Annotated in this window: 9 protein-coding genes; 7 read left to right on the forward strand and 2 right to left on the reverse strand. The window is 72.5% G+C overall.

Features of this window, described 5'->3' with window-relative positions; translation table 11 throughout:
- Positions 1 to 90: 90 nt before the first annotated feature.
- Together QTN24_RS15070 and QTN24_RS15075 are read right to left on the reverse strand one after the other, a co-directional pair.
- A complete protein-coding gene (locus tag QTN24_RS15070) occupies positions 91 to 1,533 on the reverse strand; it encodes a Hint domain-containing protein (RefSeq protein WP_313837896.1) in 1,443 nt (480 codons plus the stop codon).
- A 44-nt stretch (positions 1,534 to 1,577) separates the two neighbouring features.
- The gene (locus QTN24_RS15075) at positions 1,578 to 13,610 is read right to left on the reverse strand and encodes a filamentous haemagglutinin family protein (RefSeq protein ID WP_313837898.1); all 12,033 of its coding nucleotides are present in this window, start codon (positions 13,608 to 13,610) and stop codon (positions 1,578 to 1,580) included.
- Positions 13,611 to 13,931: 321 nt separating this feature from the next.
- On the opposite strand from QTN24_RS15075, the gene QTN24_RS15080 reads away from it, so the two are divergent.
- The 7 genes from QTN24_RS15080 to QTN24_RS15110 are packed head-to-tail and all read left to right on the forward strand — an operon-like array spanning position 13,932 to position 24,271.
- Complete coding sequence (locus QTN24_RS15080; protein ID WP_313837900.1) at positions 13,932 to 15,779, forward strand: hypothetical protein; 1,848 nt, start codon at positions 13,932 to 13,934, stop codon at positions 15,777 to 15,779.
- Positions 15,770 to 17,038 (forward strand): capsular biosynthesis protein, encoded by a 1,269-nt coding sequence (locus QTN24_RS15085; protein WP_313837902.1) that lies wholly within the window; start codon positions 15,770 to 15,772, stop codon positions 17,036 to 17,038. The genes QTN24_RS15080 and QTN24_RS15085 overlap by 10 nt, the downstream gene beginning before the upstream one ends.
- The gene (locus QTN24_RS15090) at positions 17,035 to 18,279 is read left to right on the forward strand and encodes a glycosyltransferase family 1 protein (RefSeq protein WP_313837904.1); all 1,245 of its coding nucleotides are present in this window, start codon (positions 17,035 to 17,037) and stop codon (positions 18,277 to 18,279) included. Before QTN24_RS15085 ends, QTN24_RS15090 begins: the two co-directional genes overlap by 4 nt.
- Positions 18,269 to 19,063: an ABC transporter permease gene (locus QTN24_RS15095; RefSeq protein WP_124684591.1), complete on the forward strand. Its 795-nt coding sequence runs from the start codon at positions 18,269 to 18,271 to the stop codon at positions 19,061 to 19,063. The genes QTN24_RS15090 and QTN24_RS15095 overlap by 11 nt, the downstream gene beginning before the upstream one ends.
- 13 nt (positions 19,064 to 19,076) lie before the next feature.
- Positions 19,077 to 20,252 carry a hypothetical protein gene (locus QTN24_RS15100; protein WP_313837907.1) on the forward strand — a complete coding sequence of 392 codons (1,176 nt, stop codon included), beginning with the start codon at positions 19,077 to 19,079 and terminating at the stop codon, positions 20,250 to 20,252.
- A gap of 14 nt (positions 20,253 to 20,266) precedes the next feature.
- On the forward strand, positions 20,267 to 22,762 hold the full coding sequence (locus QTN24_RS15105; RefSeq protein WP_313837909.1) for a glycosyltransferase: 2,496 nt from the start codon (positions 20,267 to 20,269) through the stop codon (positions 22,760 to 22,762).
- A 9-nt stretch (positions 22,763 to 22,771) separates the two neighbouring features.
- Positions 22,772 to 24,271, forward strand: a complete 1,500-nt coding sequence (locus tag QTN24_RS15110) for a mannose-1-phosphate guanylyltransferase/mannose-6-phosphate isomerase (protein ID WP_313837911.1) — start codon at positions 22,772 to 22,774, stop codon at positions 24,269 to 24,271.
- Position 24,272: the final 1 nt, after the last annotated feature.

Below are 24,272 nucleotides of genomic sequence, written 5' to 3' on the forward strand. Positions count from 1 at the left end.
GCACGAAGCAGTCCCGTTACTGTCTGTCTTGCCGTCCGTTTTGGTGCTACCCCCGCCCTCCCCCGCCGTGCGGGAGAGGGCAGCCAACCGTCAGGCGGCCATGCGCGCGACGTGCAGCGCCGGCGCCTGCCACGACACCATCTGCATGACGGTGGTGATCTCGATCATGGCCGGTGCATCGCTGGCCGGCAGCGCCAGCCGGGCGTTGCCGTTCGTCCAGCGCCACGGCGTGGCGCCCTGCGTCTCCAGCGGATAGAACCCCTGCGCGAACGCATCGCCGTCCAGCGGCAGCGGTTGGCCGTTCACACGTACCTCGCTGATGCACACGCCCAGCTCGCGCCCGTCCTGCGCGTCGGCGAACAACTGTGCCAGCACGCCGCTGCGCGAGGCCAGCGCCACCTCGCCGCTGCCGGCCGGGACGACGAACCACTGGCGCTGGCCATGGCCGTGCAGTGCCTGCATGCGGGCGCCTTCCACCGTCAGGTGCAGGTCCGCATCGGTCTCGCGCCGGTAGCCAAGCGCGATGGCGCGGTCCAGCAGCATGTGGCGCACCTCCACCAGTTGCGGGCCCGCCATCACGCACGGGGCGCAGGCGTTCTCCCAGCTTTGCGGATCCAGGCGGCCGTGCAGCGCGGCGTGCTGGCCGGCATTGGCAAAGGCGTTGCGGTTGCCGTCATCGAGGTAGCTTTCGCACGGCAGGTCTTCGGCCAGCAGCACGTCGTGGGCATCGAGCTCGACGTGGTAGTAGTCCACCGTCTGCACGCTTTCCTGCACGATGGTGGCGCCGTTGAGCAGGAAGCCCGCCGGGATCAGCACGCCTTCGACATAGATCGCATGGCCGGGCGACACGACCAGGTCACGCGCCGGGCGGCCGTCGCCAAACGCATGCGCCTTGATGCGGATCGGCAGGACTTCCCAGGGGCGCGGGTGACGGGCGCAGTTCACGTGGCTGTGGCCGATCCACCGAACTTCGCGCGCCTGCCCGGCAGCCGTCAGCACGACGTCTCCTTCCTTCAGCGCTTCGACTGCAATCGTGCCACCCACCGTCGCAAGCCGGGTGCCCGCCGCAAAGCAGGGAGCAGGCGGCTCGAAAGCCGGCTGGCCTGCATTGTCCAGCACGGTGTTGGCCGGCATGTAACCCAGCCCGTTTTCCTCATTGACGTACATGTCATCGGTCGTCAGCAGGATGTACTCGCCAAAGTTGTTGACGAGCACGATGGCATCGGCGCTGGTCGCCACCACGCGAACGCCGGTCATCTGCAGGTAGTGTTGCGGCCCGGCCATGGGGCCGTTCAGATAGGTGGTATCGATGCTGAAGTTGTAGGTTCCGTTCCCCGCGTCAGTGATGGTGAGCGTGATGGGCCCCCGCTCGATGCCACCGGCCATCTCGCGCGGAATGTCGGCACTGTAGTCATTGCTCTGGGCCGGCAAGGTCCATGTCCCGTCGCCGTTGTCAACGGGCGGGCTGAACAGGTAGGCGTAGTTTCCCGCCTGAATCTCGACACCGTTGTACTGCATCAAATCGATCGCCACTTCAAACTCCTCGTCCGTTCATGAATGATTGAATCGCGTGCGCGCTATTGCCCGCCCTCCCCGAAACCGAGCACCTGGACCGACACCACCGACGGCATGCGTTCCTTCGCATTGGCCGTCTGCTGGCGGGCCAGGTCTTCGGCCGCCTGGTTCACCGCGCTTGCCGCGGCACTGGCCGACGTCAGCGCACCGACGTTGACGCTGGCCATGGCCGGCAGCCCGGTTGCCTTGCCCTGTACCTGGATGTTTGCCGCGTTCACCACTTGCAGCGCCGCCAGGTTGACGTTGCCCGAGACGCGGATGCCTGCCTCGCCCGCGTCGATGGTGCCCAGCGGCGCGATCAGGTCGATGTCGCCGGGCGCGATCTCCGGAATCGGATTGAGCGTGGCGATGCCGGCGCCGGTGCTGGGCACCGTGGGCGACAGCGTGACATTGCCCACGTCGTCATAGAGGCGCCGCGGCGGCGAGAACACCACCGTCGTCTTGGCCCCGCGCCCGGCGTTGATGTCGCCCGTGGCCGACCACGCCGTGATGTCGCCGCCGAACGTGGTGAAGATGCGCGACAGGCCCAGCAGGATGCTGTCGCGCGAGTACATCCGGATATCGCCGGTGCCCTGCGTCAGCAGCCCCGACGATGCCGGCGGCACCACGCCTTCCACGCCGATCACGGTCCGGCCGCCTGGCGTTAGCGTCTCGACATGGCCGCCGAAGTCCGTGCGGATGCCCGAGCCGCCGAACAGCGTGATGTCGCCGTCGTAGGCAATGGCATTGCCCCGGGCGTCCTGGGCCGGGAACAGCGTGGCGATGGCCTGGCGCCCGCGCAGGTAGCTGCCCGCGCGCCGGCCCGACGCATCCGTGTACTCGCGGCCGCTCGCGCGCAGTTCGTTGAAGTAGATCTCGCGCACGAAGATGCCCTGCTCGGCCGGCGACAGCGCCAGGAAGCGCTCGACCGCCCCGCCGGTGCCGCCCTCGCCGTAGCGGGCCGCCAGCCATGCGGCCAGTTCCTTCTCGTAGGTCCGGGCCACCCTGCCCGCGTTGGCCGGATCGTCGAGCCCGTAGGCGGCGTCGGCCGCGTTGCCGGCCGAGAAATAGCGACGCGCGAACGCGCCGTAGTCCGGGCCGCTGGCGCCCACGCCGGCCATGGCGACGATCGACGCCCCGCCCGAGCGGTTGGCCGGATCGACGTTGACGATGGCGCCCAGGCTTTCGATCGATCCCTTGTCCGCCTGGTACAGGTTGCGCCCGGCGCGCACCTCCAGCAGGCCGGGCCCCGCCACGTTGAAGCTCGACTGCACGATGTCGCGGCCCGCCGACACCACCGAGATGTCGTGCGGTGCGGCGTGGACGAACAGGTTGCCGGTGTACGTGCTGCCCGGCAGTCCGGACCCCGCCATCTGCCCCGGCCGGGTGCCAGCGCCCACGACGTCGCGGCCGGCCTGCACCCACACCGGACGGCTGCCGACATACCAGGTGTCGCCGGGCGTCACCGCATTGCCGCCGAAGGACACGATCTGCCCCGTGCGCAGCCCCACCACGTCGCCATCGACGGCATAGAAGCGCAGCGGGTCGCGCGCGCCATCGTCGCCGGGGTCCTTGTAGGTGTTCGGCTGGTACGTGAAGAGCCAGTTGCGGCGGGCATTGACCGAGGCGCCGCCCGACGACGCCACGTTGGTCACGATCCCGACCGTACTGTCGCCGGACCGTGCCTCGAAGGCCGGATGGAACGGCGTCGGCAGCATGGCGGGGTCGGCCCCCGACACGTTGACCGGAAAGTCCCGCGCGCGGATATCGCCGGCGGCCAGCATTTCCAGGGTGCCCGAGCGCGTGGGCGCCAGCAGCAACGCGCGGGTTTCCGAAGCGTCGCTCTTGCCATAGAAGATGCTGCCGCTCGCGGCCTCCACACGCAGGGCGCCCGGATAGAGATAGCCGCCGTCGGTATCGAAGCCGCCCGACAGCGAGGCCGGGCCCCGCTGCATCTGGATGGGCGATACGTTCCCGCCGCTGGACGCCAGCGACAGGCCGCTGCGGTCGGTCCACAGCGAGAACCAGCTATAGCCGCCGCCCGCAAAGGCCCGGCCCTGCGCCTGGAACGGTGTGGTGCTCGCCAGCCGGGCGCGTCCCGGGTCCAGGGCACCGGTCAGCACCAGGTCGCCGCGCGTCGTCACGGCGACCTCTCCATCGCCCGGTGCGACGTAGATGCCGCCGCCAATCGTCGGATCGATCAGCCTGGGGGCGGTACCCTGCCAGCGCGGGTCGGAGGGATCCGTGCCGCCCGTCCCCGACACATACCCCACCGACGCCGCCGCCAGCACGGTGTTGCCGCGCAGATTGACCACCGAGCCAGACAGGTCCGGCGCATTCGTCAGGTCGCCAGCACCCTGCGACAGCGTCTGCCCCGGGTTCCAGGCCCCGCCGATGCGGACGTCGAGACGGCCGCCGCCGGTCTGCACGAGCGCGCCGTCGACCACCCGTCCGCTGCCGCCCGATACGATGTTGAGCCCGCTGCTGCGCAGGACCTCGCTGTTCCCGCGGTCGGACAGCACGCCGGCATTGCCGCCGACATCGACCCGCACATTGCCGCCGCCCAGCGCGCCGATGCCGGTAAAGCCGATGACCTGCGCGTTCCTGCCCGGCGCATCGACGCCATACGGTTGCGCATACGTGCCGAAGTTGATCCACCAGGCCGTGCGCTGGCCGATCTCGTCGCCGCCCTGCCGCCACAGCCAGTTGCCGATCAGGTTGCTCGCCACCATGCCGGCAAGCGGACCGGCATTCTGCGTCCCGATCAGGTCGCCCCGCAGGTCGCCCTGCGCGGCGACCCGCACGTCGCCGCCGCGCTGCGGATACCACGCCTGGTAGTTGCCGTTGCCGACCAGCGCCTCGTAGCCCGCCGCCACCCCCGCGCCCAGCACCGACCCGTTGCTGGCGCCCCGCGCCAGGTTGAACGGGTCGCTGCCATTGGCGCCGATGCCGGCTGCCTGCGTGCCCGCGGTATAGACGCCGTAGGGCGTGGCCTGGAAGACGTCGCCGCCGGCCAGCATGTCCAGGTCGCCGGTGCCGGTACGGATCACGCTAAACACGGGCTGCCTGACCGTGCTGCGGATCGATGTGTAGTGATAGTCCGACAGCCGGATGCTGCCCGCGCCGCCCAGCCCGCTGGCGGCCTGCAGCGTGCGCGTATCGGCCGAAGCCGTATCCGCGCCGCCCGCCAGCCGCATCGACCACGAGTCCGAACCCGCCGCCAGCATCGGCGCCACCGCCCACAGCCGCCCCTGGCTGCCCGCCACCGTCGGCCGCAGGTCGATGCTGGCCACTGTGCCGGTACCCGCCGCATTGGCGAATTGCAGGTTGATGCCCGGCGGCAGCTTGGTGCCGGACGGCACCTGCACGTTGGCCGCCAGGCTGGCCGCGCCGGAGAAGATCGACAGCGGCGTGCCGGCGGGCACCGTGAACGCCTGCACCTGCAGCAGCACGGGCAGCACCGTGCCGGCGTCGAGCTGGCTGCCGCGCGCCAGGCTGGTGGCCTGTGCGATCACCGTGCCGGCCGCAAAGCGCACGCTGCCGTCCGGATTGCGCACGGCGGCGCGCAGCGTGGTGCCGGCCGGAATCGTCGCGGCCGCGTTCAGCGCCACGCGCGTGGGCACTTCCACGCCGGCCTTCAACCCCGTGGCCCGCACCGGGATGTCGAAGCCGAGCGCGCCATTGACGTTGGTGAACGATGTCACCACGCCCGACGTGGCGCCGCGCAGCGTCACGGCCACCGGCAGCACCAGCTCGCCGCGCGACGGCTCAATGCCGGCCGCAAGCTTCCAGTTGGCATCGTCGGGCGTGGCAACGGGCGGCGCAAAGCCGTCGGTGATGCTGCCGAAGATGTTCAGGTCGCCGCCCGCGCGCAGCACAAGGGCACCCGGCTCGCCGCTGCCGCGCACGCTGGTGGCGTTGGGGCCGTAGCGGTAGCCGGATAGGTCCACGTCGCCGCTGACGGTCAGGTTGCCGTTGGCCGTGCGGCTGGCGATCTCCACGCCGGGCCGCAGGTGATAGGCCGCGCCATAGCTGCGCAGGCCAGCCAGCCGCGCCTGCAGGCCGGCGTTGCGCTGGGCGCCATCGATGAACGCCAGGCTGTCCTGGTGCAGCGAATCGAGGTACGCCTGCGTGACGATCTGGTTGGTCCGGCCGTCAAGCGTCGGCACGGGGTCCGCCGGCGCGTTGTCGTAGCGCCAGAAGCCCTGCACCGCGATGCTGGCCGCGCCATCCACGGTGATCGGCCCCGACGCTTCGATGCGCATGTCGTTGGCCGTGGCCGATCCGGCCCGGCCGGCATCGAGCACCAGCCGGCCGCGCGCCACGGCATCGGCCGAGCGCAGGTCGACGTGCGCGCCGGGCGCCAGCGTCAGCGTGCCGCCGGCCGCTGACAGCGCCACGGTGGCGCGGTTCGTCGCGTCGATGGGCTGGCCGTAGCCGTCCACGTCCAGCGTCGTCGCGTGGGCGTCCAGCAGCCCGCCGCCGGCAATCGTCAGGTTGTCGCGCGCGGCCAGCCGGATGCTGCCCGGCGACGTGCCGCTGGCGTCGACCTTGCCGTTCACGGTCAGGCTGCCGCCGTCCGCCGACACCGTCACCGCATGGGCGCGCAGTTCGTCGCCAATCACGAGGTCGCCCTGCTTCACCACGAAGCTGCGCGCGCCAAACACGACGCCGTCGTTCAGGCGCCGGTTCAGGCCACCAAAGTCCGCCAGCACGCGCGCGCGGATGTCGATCGCGCCGCTGGCGGCTGGGTCCGCCCCGTTACCGGCGCCGCCGTCGATGCGGCCCGCCAGGTCGACGCGCCCGGCACCTTCGCCCAGCGCCGTGACCTGGATGGTGCCGGCCGCCGCGCCCAGCGGCGCGGACACGTCGATGCGCGACCCGGCCGCCTGCGTGACGTTGCCGCTGGCGCTCTCCAGCACCAGGTCGCCGCCCGTTGTGGCGCGGGTCTGCTCGAAGTACGTCTTGTCGCGGCCCGCCAGGTCGATCTGCGCCGCGTCGGTCAGCGTGATGTCGCCGGTGGCCGTCGCCACGAGCTTGCCACTCGGCAGCGCCACGCGCGACGCCAGCGTGACGGTGCCGCCGCGCAGGCCGATCTCCACGCCGCGCGCGCCGGCGCCGGCCGCCGCGTCCTGCTGGCCGGGCTGCTGTGCCACGGTCAGCGCCCCACCCGCCACGTACTGCGTGACCGACCCGGCGTCGCCCATCAGCAGCGGGGTGTTCAGGTTCAGGTTGCCGCCGCTGTACTGGTAGCCCTGCCCCGGCACGTAGCTGCCCTGCGCCTGCCACGCGGACAGCGTGTTGCGGTGGTTGGCCGAGATACTGCGGGCCGCTGTCAGGTTGGCGGTGGAGAACCCGAGGATCAGGTGATCGAGATTCAGCCGGGAATCGGGCGCCGCAAAGCTGGCATAGCCCAGCACGATGTCGTCGGCCACGAGGTTCAGCGTGCCGCGTCCCGTGCCCGCGCCGCCGTCCAGCACCGCGCCCGGCCGTGCGCTCGACGGCTGCGTGGTCGTGTTGTAGGCCACGCCGTCGCTCACGCCGCTCCAGATCAGCTTGCCGGCCGTCAGCGTGGCCACGTCGCCCGCCTCGCCCCGGCCGTAGATCGCCGGCGTGGTCAGGATCAGCTCGCCCAGGCGCGATTTGCCGGTGGCGGGGTCGATGGCGCTCACGTCCACCGTGCCGAAGAAGTTGATCGCGCTGCTGGCGCCCAGCCGCAGCGACGCCAGCGCGGGCACGCCGGGCTCGTCGTTGCCGGCCAGCAGGCGGTCCAGCAGCGCCTGGTTGAACTGCAGCCCGGCCGGCAGCACGTTGTCCCGCGCCGCGGCGGCCAGCGCGCCCTCGCTGCCGATATTGATACTGGACCCGGACAGGCTCAGCTCGCGCGCGCCGAAACGCAGCGCATCGTCCATCGTCAGCGTGCCGGCGCCCTGCAGCATCAGCGCCAGCGACCCTTCGGTGTAGAGGCGCGCCGCGCCGATGCGGATGCCGCCGCTCTGGGCCGAGACACTTTCCGTGCGCAGGTCCAGCCAGTTGTTGGACAGCGCCAGCACGGGCAGCGCATTGACGCCGTTGGCCTGGCCCGCGCGATAGACATAGCCGTCCGCCGATCGGAACGGCGTGGCGGTGCCCATGCCGAGCGTGTCCAGCCGCGCGCCCGACTCGATCGTGATGCCGCCGACGCCGGCGGTGGCGATGATCTCCGGCGCGCGCACGACGCTGCCCTCGCGGACGTTCAGCGCCCGCGTCATCGCGTTGATCGAGAAACTGCCCGGGTTCGCGGCATCGGCGACGATCGTGCCGCCCAGCACCAGCCGCGGCGCCTGCAGCGCGTTCAGGCTGCGGTCCGTGACCGACGCCATGCCGTCGGTCGCCGCCGTGCCCGCCGGACGCACCTCGACCGGGGTCGTGGCCAGCGTGGCGTCGACCGTCACGTAGCCGGGATTCCGCCCCCCGCTGGCGGCGTCGAACACCGCGCGGCCATCGAACGTGAGCGCGTCGCCGGGCGTCGCCGGCACGCCCAGCTTCAGGTTCAGCGCGTGGCCGTCGGCAGGCAGGGCCGCCAGCGGGTTGCCCAGCGTGCTGGCCTGCTCGCGCGCAAAGTCGGCATAGCCGGTCTCGTTGTACTGCGCGTACTTGCGCACCGTATCGGCCCCCGTGACGATCACGCGCGTGGGCTGGGCGTCGCGCACGGCGCCATTGGCCACGCCCTGCACCGCCGACACCGCGTACGACCCGTTGCGCAGGGCCAGCACGCCCTGCTGGGCCAGGCTGGCCGTGCCGCCCAGTTCCACGCGGAACGCGCCGGGCATCAGCGCATAGCTGGCCGGCATCAGCGTATAGGTGCCCGCCGGCAGGCCCGGCACGCCGGACGGCACCGTGATCTGGCGCCCCACGCCGGGAGCGTTGCGCGCGGCGGCATCCACCGGCGCGTAGGCGGCCTGCATGGACGGCACGATCGCATAGACCGCGTTGCCGGCATCGCTGAACGTATTGGCCGGGCTGGCATTGGCCAGCGCCGTGTTCAGCACGTCCACCGATCCGCCGCGCCCGCTCACGAACGCCACGCCGCGCAGGTCGCCGCCGCCCGAGAGGTCGAGCAGCGCGCCCTGTTGCACGTCGATATGCTGCCCGATGACGTTGATGGCGCTGTCGGCCAGCCTGACCTCCTGCGTGGTGCCATCGGCCTTGCGGTACGTGTACGTGATGCCGTCCGTGGTGCCCCCGTACGGCAGGCTCAGGCCGGCGCCGCTGACCGAGGTGATGCTGCCCGGCAGGAACGCCACCGTGTCGGTGACAAACGGCTTGTCGCCGATGGCCTCGCTGACGTTGCCCACGCCGATCTGGAGCTTGCCCAGCGGTGCGCGCAGCACGGCGCCCTGCCGCACCTCGGGCGCCTGGATCGTCAGGCTGCCGAACACTGACAACGGTTGCGCCGGCGCGTCGGCCGTGGTCCGGCCCAGCGCGATGCGCTCGGTGGCGAACAGCGATGCCGTGGCCGAGGACACCGGGTAGATCTGTGCCGCATCCAGCGTCAGCACGCGCGATGCGCGCAGCGCGCCGGCCAGCCGGATATCGCCCTGGCTCGTGAAGTCCACGCTGCCGAAGCCGGCACGCGCCACGGCCATCTGCCTGCCGTTGGCCAGCTGGACGTCGCCCGTCATGCCGGCGAGGTCGATCGTGCCCAGGTCGATCAGGCTGGCCCGCACCGACAGCGACGCGTCGGTCTCTGCCCGCGCGCGCTGGAGCTGTGGCTTCACCACCGGATAGGCCCGGCTGTCCGTGACGGTCGACGCGCGCTGTGCCGCATCCAGCGCCACGTACGGGGCCGACAGCGTCACGTGGGTGTCCGGCACGGCCGCGCCCGCCAGCGACGCCGCGTCGATCCAGCCAGCGCCGACATGCAGGCTCTGCCGCATCGCAAGGTCGACGCTGCCCACGAATCCCACCGCGTCCACCGATACCAGCGACAGGTCGTCGAAGCGCCCGGCCGCAATGCGGTCGACGCTGATCGCGCCGCGCCCCAGCGCGTACGGGGTGGACGCCTGGTCATGCTGGCTGACCAGCAGCTCGCGCGGCACACGCGCGGCGTCGGGCAGCGCCGTGTCGCGGTACAGCGGCGATTGCAGTTCGAGCGTCAGCGCGCCGCCGCGCGCGGTGGCGCCGCCGGCCGCCGCGGTCATCCGGCCGCCCAGCGTGAAGCCGCTGAAGCTGCGCACGGCGATGCGGCCGCCGCCGCTCGCGGCGTCGTACACGGCCTGGAACATCGGATCGAGCCGGTTCGATACCGCGCCCGTTGCCAGGCTTGCCGACGTGCCCGATGCATCGAGCACCGCGCCGGCCCGCACGATCACGAACGCATCGGACGACACCGGCGCCCGGGTGTCGTCCACCACGCCGCCCTCGCTGCCCAGCACGATGGCGCCGCCATCGGGCACCACGCCGTAGGCGCGGCCATACTGGTCGCGCGCCGTGGCCGCGCGGGCGGCCACATCGAGCCGCGCATGGTCGTCAATCACGATGGCAAGGTCGCCCGGGGACGGATCGGCCTTGCCGCCGCCCGGCACCCGCGTATTGAGCACGGCGATGCTGCCGCCCGGCGCCACCAGCGTGCCATCCACGCGGATGCGGTCCTTGCCGTCCACGCGGATCGCGTGGCCCGCGTCCACCTGCAGCACGCTGCCCGTGCCGATGTCGATCCTGCCGCCCGACAGGTAGCCGCCCGCGTTGTCGTAGTACGCGGCCGAGCGCAGCGTCAGGTCGGCCCCGGCACGTTGCGTCAGCACGCCCCTGGCGGCATCTTCCAGGTATGCCGGCGGCAGCCAGCGCGCCATCGCACTGGCCGGATCGGTGCCGGTGGGCGCCTGGCGCGCCGCGTCGGTCAGCCGGTAGACCGGTCGCGTGACATCGAGCCGCGTGCCGTCCGCCACGGTCAGCGCGTTGAAGCCGTTGACGTCGTACGCGCCGAAGCCGCTGGCGAACAGCGATGCCGGCAGCAGCAGTTCGCCGGGCCCGGCCGCTGACGCACCGCCGATGCGGACGGTGCCCGCCGACACCGCCAGCGTGCCGCCCGCGCCGGCTGCGTAGCCGCGTACGTCGCCATCCAGATGCAGCGTCGACGCCGGGTCGGGCGTCATGCCCGCCGCGCTGGCGCCGGGCGCGTTGGCGGCCAGCGTGACCGACCCGCCCCTGCCGCCGTGCAGCGATCCATCGGCCAGCACCGCGCCGCCGCCCGATGCGTCGACCACCGCGCCACGCGCCACGGTCACGTCGTGGGTGGAGCCGATGTCGACCGTGCCGCCATCGGCGAACGCCAGCGCCGCCGCGTCCGACCCATCGCGCAGCGCGTTGACCCACTTGCCGCGTACATCCAGCGTCACGTCCGGCCCGATCGTCGCGTACGCCTTGCCGTCGATGCCCAGCGGCGTCTCCGCAAACGTGCCGCTGCGCGCCAGCACGTTGCCCAGCCGGATGCTGCCCGCGCGGGCCGTGACGCTGGCGTTGACGTCGATATGGGGCGCCACCACCTTCAGCGCGCCGCCATCGGCCAGCGTGAGCGCACCGTCCACGCGGAACGTCGCACCCGTATAGACCTCGATGCCGCCGAGCCCGAAGCCCGAGAAGCGCGCGGCGTCCAGCCACGCGGTGCCGGTGCGCCCGGGCGCCAGCGCATCGTCGGCGGTCATGCCGTCGGTGGCCGCGGCGCCGCCGGCCGTGAAACGCACGTCCACGGCCGGCTGCGTGCGCAGCGGCGCGTCGTTCTGGAAGTGGCCAAGCACGAACTGGCCGGCCTGCGCCGCCGTGTTCTGGGCGGCCTTGTAGCCGTCGGTGACGGCCGCATCGCGCCGGGCCACCTGGCGCTCGCCCTGCAGCACGTTGGCGTGGATGTCGCCTTCCAGCACGGCCGTGGGCGCATCGACGACGAGCCTGCCCGCGTCGCGCCCGGTCACGTAGCCGCGCTGCCACCGGTACGTCGGCGCCAGCGCGGTGTTGTAGAAGCGGTCGGTCACGCCCCAGCGCGCGTAGTCCACCTGGAAACCGTTGTAGAGCCCTTCGTAGAGCAGGTCGCCCGGCGCCGTGTTGGCGTCGTAGAAGCCGCCATCGCTGCCGCGCACCCAGCTCGTGCGCATGAAGCCGTCGGCGGTCACCACGGTGCCGCCCGCCAGGTTCACGCTCGATCCACGCTGCGTGACCACCTCCTTGCCTGCCAGCCGGACCGAGCCCCCCACGGCCGCCCATTCGCCGATCGTGTGGCCCGTGGTCCCCAGGTAGCCGCCCACTTCGAGCAGCCCGCCCGGCGTGTAGTAGCGGTCGGTGGCGTAGCCGCCGGTGCCGGCCGGCAGCAGCACGAGATCGCGCACGTCGACCCATACGTCCTGGCTGGTCAGCTTGCCGCTGTCGCGGCTGCCCGGCGCGTCGCGCTGCTCGTTGCCCTGCACGCTGACCTTGACGTTGTTGCCATCCATCGCCACCTTGACGGACGGCGCCCCGGCCACGTCCAGCCGCGCACCGTCGGCCACGAAGGCCCGGCCCGCCGCGCTGACCGCGATCTGGCCGCCCGTGGCCAGCGTCAGCGACTGGTTGTCGAACGTGACGTTGCCGCCCGAGACCACCTCCACGCGCGACTGGTCGCGGCGGTCCGGCGCCCGCGACAGGTTGTCGAACGCTGCTGGAATCGCCGTGCCCGCGATGCGCGCCTCGTCCTGGGTCTTCGATTCGGCGATCAGCGCGTCGCGCTGGCTGTCGAGCGCCGTGTCGGTGCTGTCCTCGATCAGCACGGCCGTCACGCTGCCCTTGCCCAGCGTCACGCGGCCCCTGGTATCGGCGGCCGAGTTCAGCAGGTGAATCGTGCCGCGCTGGCTGACCGACGTGGTGGACAGCGCCACGCCGTCCTGCCGGACGTCGTGCCCGGCCAGCGTGATGTCGCCCCGTTCGGCCTGGATCACGCCGCGGTTGACCACCGTCCCCGCCACGCTGTCCGCCGCGCGCAGCACCGCCACCTCATTGCCGCGCGTGGTGGACACCTGGTTGCTGTCCGAGCTGTAGCCGGGGCGCAGGATGAAGCTGTCGCCAGCGGCCAGTTGCGCCTGGCCGCGCGGCGTGGCGATCGTGCCGTCGTTGCGCACCTCGCCGCCCAGCAGCAGCGCGTACCCGCCGCCCTGCGTGACCGATGCCGGCGCGCGCGTGTTCAGTTGCGCGCCGGCCTCGACGATCAGCTTGCCGCTGGCGTCGGTAAAGCTTGGCGCGAACGTGCTGCCCGCGTTCGTGCTGTACAGGCCGTTGCCGCGAAACTGCGCGTCGCTCATGCGCGCCGCGGCGGCCACGAGGTTGCCCGTATCGACCTGGCTCGATCCCGAGAAGATCACCCCATTGCGGTTCAGCACCATGACCGTGCCGGCGCCGCTGATCTGCCCCTGGATCTGGCTGGGACGCGCCTGCGGGTCGTTGACGCGGTTCAGCACGGCCCAGCTCGCCTGCTGGTCGAAATGCAGCGATGTGTTACGCCCGACGTTGAACGTCTCCCAGTTCAGGATCGCCCGGTCGCTGGTCTGCCGCACGCCCACCAGCACGCGGCCGGTGGCGGGATCGATGGTCTGCGTGGGGCCGTCGGCGCCGCTCCAGCCGGCCGTGGCCGCGTTGGTATCGACCTTGAGCCCGCCTTCGCCCAGGCCGTCCGGCACGCCGCCGGCCGCGCGCAGCGCCGCCTCGCGCGCCTTGCGCTGGGCCTCGGCCGCCGCCGCGGCGGCCTGCGCCACCTGCCCCAGGTTGGCGATCGACAGCCGCGTCTGCGCGTTGATCTGCTGGATCTGCTGCGGCGTGAGCGTGGCGCCCCATTGCGTCATCGTGCCGATGAGCGCGGCGTCGGCCGCTGCCTGCTGGCCGGCCTGCTGGCGGATCCACGCGCCGTTGAAGGCCGGGCCCGCGGCCGTGGCCTGCGCGGACCACGCGGCCAGCACGACGGCCATCGCCTGCGCCAGCGGACGCGGCACGCCTCGCCATGCGGTGGCGCGCGCGCGGGCGCGGACTTGCGGGGTGGGCTTGAGCAGGGGATTCATCGCCGGGTACGGGGTCGCTTCAAAATCGCGGCAGCTTGCAGACCACCGGTGACGCGTTCGTGAACGGAAATAGGCAGATTTGCCGGAAGCCGCGCGCCGCAAGGGCTGGCGGCACGCGCCTGGGCGCGCGGCCGTGGCGCGCCGGCCACGCCGGCCTGCGTAGATTCTGTCGCAATCGATTCATGCAGGCGCAGCGGGCCGGGTGACGCGCGATCTACGGAGATTTCGCCATATCCGAGACGCGAAGCGTGCCTAGCATCCGACCTCGCCCCAAGGTCGGGGCCCCGCACAACTCACTTCGTCTCCATGTCATCGCGCCCGTTGCCACTGCCTGAAGCACACCACCCAGTCGCCCAGTCCAACGGGCTGCGCCGTGCCCCGGGCGTGCTGACGGCGCCGGACTTCGAGTGGCGCGGCCCCCCGCTCAGCGAGACGCGGCTGGCGCGCGACGCGGGCGCGCCCGGCTGGATCGACACGGCACTCGACGCCATGCCCGAAGCCAACGGCCACGGCGGCCACGCGCTGATCCAGGCCGTGGTCAAGGCGCGCGTGGGCGGCACGTTCTGGGGCACGGACCCCGCCGCGGCGCTGGCCGAAGCGGGGGACCGTCCGCTGGCGCTGCTGCGCCCCGGCAACCTGCGCCAGGCCGCGCAGATGCTGGCGCTGGCGCAGGGCTGGAACCTGCTGCCGTGCCTGGTGATGCCCACCACGGCGCACTGGAAGAGCACGCTGCACGCGCAGTTGCAGGCGCAGGGCGGCATCCTGCTGCACGATCCCGTGGACCCGTGGCCGCTGCTCGACCGCTGCGCGCGCGTGATCGTCGACGGCAACGACACGGTCGGCTTCCTGGCGCTGCTGGCCGGCAAGCCCGTGACCTGCGTGCAGACCGGCTACCTGTCCGGACGCGGGCTCACGCATGACGTGGGACTCACCGAGCGCAAGGCGCCGCGGTCTCTGGCGCAACTGGCCGAGGCGGTGCTGCGCGACGGCACGCGCTACATCGACCCATTCACCGGCAAGCCGTGCGACTGCGACGCGGTCATCGAGCTGCTGCACTTCTGGCGCGCGTTCTGCCACCAGAACCGCGAGGTGGCCTGCTGCACCGGCATGGCGCTCTGGAAGCGGCGCGACATCACGCGCTTCTTCCACAATGGTGCGCGCCCGGTGCCCTTCTTTGCCGGATCGCGCCGGCCCGCGCAGTTTGCCCGGCGGCAGCGCGGCGCGGTGGCCGTGTGGGCCACGCGCGAGACGCTGGAACTGGCCGTGGAAGCCAGCGAGGCGCGCGTGCCGCTGTATCGCGTGGAAGACGGCTTCATCCGCTCGCGCGGCCTGGGCAGCGACCTGTATCCGCCGATGTCGATCGTGGTGGACCGGCGCGGCATGTACTACGACCCCACCAGCGGCAGCGACCTTGAAGTGCTGCTGGCCGACACCACGTTCACGCCGGCGCTGCTGCGCCGCGCGCGCAACCTGCGGCGCATGCTGGTCACGCACCGCATCACCAAGTACGGCAGCGGCCATGCCGACGCCCCGCTGCCGCCGCTGCCGGCGGGGCGGCGTTGCGTGCTGGTGCCGGGCCAGGTGACCGACGACGCGTCGCTGCGGCTCGGCGGCGCCGGCATCGCCAGCAACCTGGAACTGCTGCGCCGCGTGCGCGCGGTGGAGCCTGACGCCTACATCGTCTTCAAGCCCCACCCCGACGTGGAGGCCGGCCACCGCCCCGGCGTGGTCAGCGACGAGGACGCGCTGCGCCATGCCGATATGGTCGCGCGTGGCACGTCCCTGGCACGCTGGCTCGATGCGGCCGACGCCGTGCACGCGTTGACGTCGCTGGCCGGCTTCGAGGCGCTGCTGCGCGGCCGCGAGGTCATCGTGCACGGCCAGCCGTTCTACGCAGGCTGGGGCCTGACGCGCGACATGGCGCCGATGGCGTGGCGCCGGCGCACGCTGACGCTCGACGAACTGGTGGCCGGCACGCTGCTGCTGTACCCGCGCTACCTCGACCCCGAGACCGGCCTGCCCTGCCCGCCCGAGGTGCTGGTGCAGCGCTTTGCCGAGCGGGGCCGCCGCAAGCACGCGCCCGTGCTGTCGCGCCTGCGCCAGTGGCAGGGCCGGCTGCGGCGCGCCATATGGGCCATGCAGGGGCGCCTGCTGGGGGCGTGGTCGTGACCGCCGGCGCGCCGCGCACCTTCCTGTTCCTGCAGGGGCCGCCCGGGGCGTTCTTCAGCCGCTTGGGCGCCGCGCTGCGGGCCGCGCGGCATGGCGTGCACCGCATCAACTTCCATGGCGGCGACGCGCTGGACTGGCGCGCCGGCCCCGCGCTGGCGTGGCGCGGCCGCGACCATCGCTGGCCGGACTGGCTGGCGGCGCAACTGGCACGGCTGGGCGTGACCGATCTGGTGCTGTTCGGCGACTGCCGTCCGTTGCATCGCGCGGCCATTGGCGTGGCGCACCGCCATGGCGCGCGCGTGCATGTGTTCGAGGAAGGCTACCTGCGTCCGGACTGGATCACGCTGGAGCGCGACGGCGTGAACGGCCATTCCACGCTGCCGCGCGACGCGGCCTGGTATCTGGCCCAGGCACGCGGCCTGCCCGCGCCGCCGCCGCATGCGCCGATCCCCGGCAACTTCGGCGCGCGCGCACGGGCGGCGCTGGGGTACTACCTGGCCGCGTACTGTTCCTGGCCCGCGTATCCGCACTACACCACGCATCGCGGCTGCCATCCGGCGCGCGAACTGGCCGGCTGGGCGCTGCGCCTGACCCGGCGCCGGCGCGCGGCACGGCAGGCGGCACAAGCCACCGCGCGGCTGGCGGGGCAGCCGTACTTCCTGTTTCCGCTGCAGCTCGACTCCGATTTCCAGTTGCGCGTGCATTCGCCGTTCGGCGGGCTGGCCGATGCGCTGGCGCGCGTCATCGACGACTTCGCGCGCCACGCGCCGGCCGGCTGCCTGCTGGCGATCAAGTCGCATCCGCTCGACAATGGCGTGACCGACTGGCACGTCGTGGCAACGCGCCAGGCCCGGCGCGCCGGCATGGATGGGCGGCTGGTCTGGATCGACGGCGGCGACCTCGACCTGCTGGCGCGCCACGCGTGCGGCATGGTCACCGTCAACAGCACCAGCGGCACGCTGGCGCTGGCCGCCGGCGTGCCCGTGCGCGTGCTGGGCACGGCAGTCTACGACCTGCCCGGCCTGACCGACCCGCAGCCGCTGGCCACGTTCTGGCAGGCGCCGTGCGCGCCCGACGCGGCGCTGTTCGATGCGTTCCGCCGCGTGCTGGGCCACCGCTGCCTGCTGCACGGCGGCTTTCACAACGCGGCGGCCATCGGCCTGTTGATCGGACCGGTATGCCGGCGGCTGCTGGGCGCCGCCGAGCCGGCCGATACCGCTGCGCCGGCGCCTGCGGCGCTTGCTGGAGCCGTCGCATGAGCCACCCCGAACTGCTGCTGGACATCACGCGGCTGATGCGCCGCGCGCGCCATGCCACGCCCACCGGCATCGACCGCGTGGAGATGGCCCATGCCGACTATCTGGGCCGCCACGCTGCCGGGCGGCTGGTCTATACCGCCATGCACCCGTGCGGCTGGCACGTGCGCCTGCCCGCCGCGGCCACGCGCCGCTTTCTCGACGACACCGCGCGCCGCTGGCGCGGCGACCGCACGGGCCCGCGCCTGGCGGCATGGCGGCTCTGGGCGGCGCTGTGCCTGTCGTGGCCGCGGCTGCCGCGCCCGTGGCCGTCGGCGCGGCGGGCCGTCTACCTGCTGCTGTCGCACACGAACCTGGAACGTCCCGCCGCCGTGGCGCGCGCGCTGGCGGCGGAACAGGCGCGGCTGGCCTGCCTGGTCCACGACGCGATTCCGCTCACGCATCCCGAATTCGCGCGTGCCGGCATGGCCGACGTGCACCGGCGGCGCATGGAGACCGTCGACGCGCTGGCCGACCTGGTCGTCTGCAACTCGCGGGCGACGCTCCAGGCCATTGCCGGGCGGCTGCCGCGGGGCCCGCACGGCGCCCGGCTCATGGTCGCGCCGCTGGGTGTGGCGCCCCCGCGCGCGCCGGGCGCCGACGCCGGGCCGTCACCCGGTGCGCCCTGTTTCGTGATGATCGGCACGATCGAGCCGCGCAAGAACCACATGCTGCTGCTGCAGCTCTGGCAGCGGCTGGTGGCACAGGCCGGGCCGGCGGGGGCGCCGCGCCTGCGGATCGTGGGCCGCAGCGGCTGGGAGAACGCACACATCCTGAACCTGCTGGCACGGTCGCCGGCGCTGCGCGGCGTGGTGACACTGGCCCACGGCATGGCCGATCGCGACGTCGCCACGCTGCTGCGCGGCGCGCGGGCGCTGCTGATGCCGTCGCTGGCTGAAGGCTTCGGCCTGCCCGTGGCCGAGGCGCTGGCACTGGGCGTGCCCGTGATCGCCAGCGACCTGCCCGCCCTGCGCGAGGCCGGCGGCGACGCGCCCGAGTACCTGGACCCGCTGGACGGCCCCGCGTGGCTGCGCGCGATCCACGACTACACCGACGCGGCCGCGCCGCGCCGCCGCGCCCAGCTTGCCCGCATCGCCGCCTGGCGCGCGCCGGGCTGGGACGACCACTGCCGCATGGTGCTCGACGCCATCGACCGGCTGCCGGACACCGCCCGCCCACCGACGGAGGCCAACCTTGCCAACTGATTCGATCGCCTCGCCGCTGCGCCACGGCCTGCGCGTGCAATGCCGCGTGATCGGCGCGCTGATCCTGCGCGAACTGCATACGCGCTACGGCCGCGAGAACATCGGCTACCTGTGGCTGATTGCCGAGCCAATGCTGCTGGCCGGGTCGGTATCGCTGATCCACATCGGCGACAGCCACCATCGCGGCGGCATCCTGCCGGTGCCGTTCGCGCTGGGCGGCTACTGCGCGTTCATCATCTTCCGCTCGATCGTCACGCGGGCCGAGGGCGCGCTGCACGCCAACCAGCCGCTGCTGTACCACCGCATGGTCACGATCTTCGACATGCTGGTGGCGCGCGCGGTGCTGGAGGCCGCATCCAGCGTCGTGGCGCTGCTGTTGCTGCTGGCCGGCGCCTGCGCGCTGGGCGTGGCCCAGCCACCGGCCCGGCCGCTGGTCATGCTGGCAGCGCTGGCGCTGATGACGTGGTTCTCGTTCGGCGTGTCGATGCTGGTCTGCACGGCCACCTACCTCAGCAAGATGGCGCACCGCCTGATCCACCCGGTGGTGTACCTGGCCATGCCCATGTCGGGGGCGTTCTTCCTGCTCAAGTGGATTCCCGACCCGTACCGCACCTGGCTGTCGTGGGTGCCGCTGACGCAGATCTTCGAGCTGCTGCGCGAGGGTCAGTTCCAGAGCTTCGAGAGCCCCTACATCGACCCCTTCTACATCGTGGCGTGGTGCCTGGCGCTGACGCTGGCCGGGCTGGCCAGCCTGCGGGTCCTGCGCCGCCACGTCCACCACTGAACCACGCCACGCCATGACCGCCGATGCATCGACCGCCCCCGCCGCCGAGATACCCGCCCATCCGGCATCCCACGCCCAGGCGCCACGCCTCGCGGCGTTCTGGCACCGACACCGCGTGTTCCTGGCCGTGGTGGTACTCCCGACGCTGCTGGCCGCGCTCTACTACTTCGGCATAGCCGCCAGCCAGTACGAGTCCGAGGCGCGCTTTGTGGTGCGGTCCACGCAGTCGCAGCTGCCGCAGGGCACGGGCGGCCTGGGCCAGATGCTGGGGCTGGCCGGCGTGCTCAACGACGCGCAGGCGCAATCGTTCAGCGTGGGCGATTACCTGGAGTCGCACGACGCCGTGCGCGCGCTTCACGACAAGGTGGATCTCGTGTCGCTGTTCCGCCGCCCGGAGGCAGACGTGGTGTCGCGGCTCTGGTGGGCCGATCCGAGCCCGGAGACGCTGCTGCGCTACTACCGGCGCCAGGTGACCGTGGCTTTCAGCCAGGACACCGGCATCACGACGCTGCGCGTGCATGCGTTCCGCCCGGACGACGCGCGGGCGCTGGCAAGCTGGCTGCTGACGCTGGGCGAGTCGCGCGTCAACGCCTTCAACCAGCGTGCCGTGGAAGACGCGGTGCGCGTGGCCACGGCCGAACTCAGGGAGGCCGAGGCCCAGGTGATCGAAGCCCAGCGCGCGCTGACCACGTTCCGGCTGCAGCAGCGCGACATCGACCCGGAAAAGACCGGCGTGGGCCAGCAGACGCTGGTGGGCCGGCTGGAGGAATCGCTGGCCCAGTCGCGCGCGCAACTGGCCACCGTGCTGGCGGCCGTGGACGCAGGTAGCCCGCAGGCCGTGGCGCTGCGCGACCGCGTGGCCGGCCTGGCACAGCAACTGGCCGCCCAGCAGGCCCGGCTGACCGATGCGCAGGGCACCGCGCCGCGCATGGCCGATTACCAGCGCCTGCTGATGAAGCAGGACTTTGCCGCCAAGCGCTACGCGGGCGTGGCCACCGCGCTGGAAACCGCGCGCGAGAACGCGCTCAAGCAGCAGCTCTACATCGTGCGCGTGGTGGAGCCAAACCTGCCCGTGCGGGCGCTTTACCCGCGCAGCGCACTGATCGTGACCAGCCTGTTCGTCAGCCTGCTGGTGGCCTATGGCATCGGCTGGCTGATCGTGGCCGGCGTGCGCGAGCACGCGGCCTGACCCGGAGACCCGTTGTGAAACTGTTCAAGAAGATGTGGGCCGACCAGGCCGGCGGCCAGGCCGCCGCGCTGGTGGCCACCGCCGACGCCGCGCGCGACGCGCGCGACTGGGGCACCGCCGCCGCGCACTATCGCCAGGCCCTGGACGCGCGCCCCGAACTGGCGCCGATCTGGGTGCAGTACGGCCACGCGCTCAAGGAAAGCGGCAACCTCGTGGAAGCGCGCGCCGCCTATCGGCGGGCACTGGGGCTGGCGCCCGACGTGGCCGATACCCATCTGCAGATGGGCCACGCCGCCAAGCTGGCCGGCGAACTGGAGGAAGCCGCCGCCTGCTACGCGCAGGCGCTGACGCTGGCGCCGGGCCATGACGACGCGCTGCGCGAGCTTCACGCGCTGGCGCTGCGCGGCATCCGCGTGGACATGCACCCCTTGCGCGGCGCGTGGAACCGTGCACCGGCCATGGTGCCGGCCGACGACCCGGTCGCCGCGCTGTCCGCGATGCTTGACGCCGCACGCGCCGCCGCGGCCCACCCGGCCCACCCGACCAACGCGGCCCATGCCGAAGCGGCCCGGCTGGCCCGCGAGCAACTGGCCAGCGCCGTCGAGATCCTGCGCCGGATCGACCGCGACGCGCTGCAGGCGACCCGGCCCGCCGGCCAGGGCGCCACCATCGTCTTCGACGCCACCGACCTGATCCACCACTTTCGCGGTTCGCGCCTGCCCACCGGCATCCAGCGCGTGCAGCTCGAACTGATCTCCGCCGCCTGCCGCGCCACCGATCCCGCGCATCCCGCGCCGATGGTGTGCTACCTCGGCGACCAGGGCTGGCTGGAAGTGCCCGGCGCGCTGTTCGCGCAACTCTGCCGGATCTGCCTGGGCCACGGCGACGCGCCGCCGGCAGCCTGGCAGCAGACGCTGATGCAACTGGACACGCTGATGCTGGGCAGCGCGCCGATGGCGTTCCCGCGCGGCGCGTGGCTGGTCAGCCTGGGCACGTCGTGGTTTCCGGAGTACCTGCTGCACGTGCGGCTGGCCAGGCAGCGATACGGCATCCGCTACGTGCCGTTCGTCCACGACCTGATCCCCGTGGTCATGCCCGAGCATTGCGTGGACGACCTGGTCGACCGCTTTGCCGCGTGGCTGCTGGGCGCGTTTGCGCACGCCGACCGCTTCCTCGTGAACTCGGAATCGACACGGCGCGACCTGGAAGCCGCCGCCGCGCGGCTGGGCCAGCCGCTGCCGGCGGGCCACGTGGAAGTGGTGCGGCTGGATGCCGACATCCGCAAGCCCGGCCTGCGCGCGCCAGAGGCCGCCAACATGCAGGGCTGGGGCTGGAGCCGGCAGCCGTTCGTGCTGATGCTGTCGACGGTGGAGCCGCGCAAGAACCACCTGGCCGCGTTTCGCGCGTGGCGCAGCCTGATCGACCACCATGGCGCGCGGCACGTACCGCAGCTCGTCTGCGTGGGCGCCCGGGGCTGGAAGAACGAGGCGGCCCTGGCGATGCTCGACAACGATCCCGTGCTGGCGAGCCGCGTGACGATCCTGTCCGGGCTGGCCGACCCGCAGGTGGCGCTGCTGCTGGAGCGCTGCCTGTTCACGCTGTATCCAAGCCTGTACGAAGGCTGGGGGCTGCCCGTGACCGAATCGCTGTGCCACGGCAAGGTGCCGGCGGTGTCCGACGTGGCGTCGCTGCCGGAAGCCGGTGGGCTGCTGGCCGACTACTTCGATCCGCAGTCGCCGGGTGAACTGCTGCGCGTGGTGGAAAAGCTGATCTTCGACGTGCCGTACCGCCGGTCGCGCGAGCAGCGCATCGCGGCGGAGTTCCGGCCGCGCACCTGGCAGCAACTGGGCGACCAAATCGCGCAGGCCGTGCACCGCTGGCAGGGCGGCATCGGCGATGCGCAGCCTGCCGCGCCGGCCCCGACGCTCGCCGCCGGCCGCTTCTACCCGATGGCCGCGCCGAGGCGGCTGCCGCTGGCCCAGGGCACGGTGGTCACCGAGAGCCTGCGCGCCGGCGACGGCTGGCACGGCGTGGAGGACTGGGGCTGCTGGAGCCGGCCGGGCGACAGCCGGCTGGCAATGCGGCTGGCGGACGATCTGGCCGACGCCAGGGTGCGGGTCTACCTGTGCGTGCGCGGGCTGCCGTCGCGCGCCACGCAGTACCGGCTGGAATGTGGCGACGGGCCGCGCAGCGAAGGCCGGCTCGACGCCGGGCGCGAGCGCTGGATTGCCATCGACGTGGATGCCCCGCCGCCTGGCCAGCCGCTGGAACTGTCGCTGCACGCCGACGTGCACGAATCGCTCGGCGAGACCACCCAGGGCGCCGACGCGCGCGTGATCGGGCCGGCCGTGCTGGGGGTGTACGTCTGCGCGGCCGACGATACGGCCGCGCGCCTGCGTCTGGTGGAAGCCGTGACGCTGGGCAGCCTTGACGCTCTGGCGGTACCGGCCGAGACGGACCGCTTTCTGCTGGCGGCGCGCCAGACCTCGCAACTGCTGGCTGGACTCTAGGGGGCCGTGATGGACGTCATCGACATGCCCGTGGCGCGGGCCGCCGACGCCACGGCTGCCGCCGCCACGGCGATCCTGCTGCAGCCCGTGATCCTGGCCGGTGGCGCCGGCACGCGGCTCTGGCCGCTATCGCGGGAGCAGATGCCAAAGCCGCTGATCCCGGGGCTGCTTGGCGATACCACGCTGCTGTGCGCCACGGCCGGGCGGCTTGCCGGCATCGACGCGCCGGGGCTGCAGGCGGCGCCGCAGGTCATGGTGGTCTGCGGCCACGCCCATGCCGAGGCCACGGCGCGCCAGCTGCGCGGCAGCGGCCATCGGCCCCGGCTGCTGCTGGAGCCGTGCCCGCGCAACACCGCGCCCGCGCTGACCGCGGCCGCGCTCGACATCGCCGCCACGCGCCCCGACACCGTGATGGTGGCGATGCCGGCCGACCATGCCATGGGCGATACCGCCGCGTTCCGGCAGGCCATTGCCACGGCAGCCGGCCATGCCGCAGACGGCGCCGTCGTCACGCTGGGCGTGGTGCCGGATGCGGCGCAGACCGGCTACGGCTACATCGAAATCGGTACCGCGCTGGACGACCGCGGCACGCGGCGGCTGGCGCGCTTTGTCGAGAAGCCGTCGCACGACGTGGCCGCGCGGTACGTCGCCGCCGGCCAGCACTGGTGGAACAGCGGCATCTTCGTGGTGCGCGCCGACGTGTGGCTGGGCCTGGTGGCCCAACTGCATCCACAGACCCTGCTGGCGTGCCGGCAGGCCCACGCCTCGGCAACGCCGCTGCCCGACGGCCTGCTGCTGGACGAGCCCGCGTTTGCCGCCTGCCACGCCGATTCCATCGACTACGCCGTGATGGAGCGCCTGGGCGACACGCCGGCGGCCGTGGTGCCGCTGGACGCCGGCTGGTGCGACCTGGGCGCCTGGGACGCCATCTGGCAGCGCATGCCGCGCGACGCCGCCGACAATGCCGTGCGGGGCCAGGTGCTGCTGGAAGGCGCGCACACCACGCTGGCGCACGCGGCCAGCCGGCTGGTGGTCTGCGTCGGCACCCGCAACCTGGCCGTGGTGGAAACCCCTGACGCCGTGCTGGTGGCGGACATGGCCCATGTACAGCACGTCAAGACGGCCGTGGAGAAGATCCGCGCCCAGCGCCGCACCGAGGCCAGCACGCACCGCCGCGTGGAACGCCCCTGGGGCCGCTTCGAGTCGATCGACCAGGGCGAGCGCTTCCAGGTGAAACGCCTTGTCGTCGAACCCGGCGGCCGCCTGTCGCTGCAGATGCACCACCACCGCGCCGAACACTGGATCGTCGTGCGCGGTACGGCGCGCGTGACGCGCGGCGAGGAATCGTTCCTGGTCAGCGAGAACCAGTCGACCTACATCCCGCTGGGCGTGGCGCACCGCCTGGAAAACCCGGGCAAGACCACGCTGGAGATCATCGAGGTGCAGTCGGGGAGCTATCTGGGCGAGGACGACATCGTGCGGTTCGATGACGTGTACGGGCGGGGATAGG

The sequence above is a fragment of the Cupriavidus sp. SZY C1 genome (assembly GCF_032190535.1).
In the GTDB taxonomy this organism is placed as follows: domain Bacteria; phylum Pseudomonadota; class Gammaproteobacteria; order Burkholderiales; family Burkholderiaceae; genus Cupriavidus; species Cupriavidus pauculus_C.